Source organism: Zobellella taiwanensis (assembly GCF_003012795.1).
Classification (GTDB): Bacteria; Pseudomonadota; Gammaproteobacteria; order Enterobacterales; family Aeromonadaceae; genus Oceanimonas; species Oceanimonas taiwanensis.
This window is the reverse complement of record NZ_PXYH01000050.1, coordinates 1-917: the sequence shown is the minus strand read 5'-3', so window position 1 is coordinate 917 and position 917 is coordinate 1. Positions and strand designations below refer to the sequence as shown.

1 protein-coding gene is annotated in these 917 nt (G+C 60.7%); it reads left to right on the top strand.

The window, feature by feature from the left end:
• Positions 1–111: 111 nt before the first annotated feature.
• A partial coding sequence (ltrA, locus tag C7I36_RS16860) for a group II intron reverse transcriptase/maturase (protein ID WP_106454831.1) occupies positions 112–917 on the top strand: 806 nt, incomplete at its 3' end.

Genomic DNA, 917 nt, shown 5'->3' with positions numbered 1-917 from the left:
GAGCGATACCGTGGCGGCAGATTGCCAGAGCGCTAGTACCCGGACGGATCGCCTGAAACAGACCGGCAGCCAGACCGATCCTCGAAGCCGTCACCACAGAGATGAGCAGGCATGAGGAAATACTACAGTCTGTACGGGCAACTGCTGTCAAAACAGCGCCTGTATGAAGCCTTCAGACACATCAAACGCAACAAGGGCGCGGCCGGAATCGATGGGCAGAGCCTGAGTGCGTTTGAGGCGAATCTGGAGGTGGAGCTGTCGTGCCTGTTGCTCGAGCTGAAGGAAAAGCGCTATCGGGCGCAACCCGTCAGACGCGTAGCCATCGCCAAGGATGACGGCGGTGAGCGTCTGCTGGGCATTCCGACGGTACGGGACCGGGTTGTGCAGCAGGCGTTGCGCAGCATCATAGAGCCGATCTTCGACCCGGGCTTTCACCCGTCGAGCTACGGGTATCGTCCGGGACGCAGTGGTCACCACGCCATCGGCAAGGCGGAGTTGTTTATCCGCCGGTACCGGCGTGACTGGGTTGTGGACATGGACCTGTCGAAATGCTTCGATACGTTGAACCATGACCTGATCATCCGCCAGTTCCGCCAACGGATCACGGACGGCAGTGTCCTGTCACTGCTGCGCCAGTTCCTGGAAAGCGGCGTGATGGTGGGGTACCACCTTGAAGAAACGGAGCTGGGAAGCCCGCAGGGCGGCGTGATCAGCCCGCTGATTGCGAACGTCTATCTGGACGCCTTCGACCAGTTCATGAAAGCCCGGGGTCACCGGATCGTCCGCTACGCGGACGACATCCTGATCCTGTGCGGCTCACGAGCGGGCGCGGAGAATGCGTTACGGGTGGCCCAGAGCTACCTGGAAGGTGAGCTGAAGCTGACGGTTAACGCCACCAAGACCCACATCGTCCACAG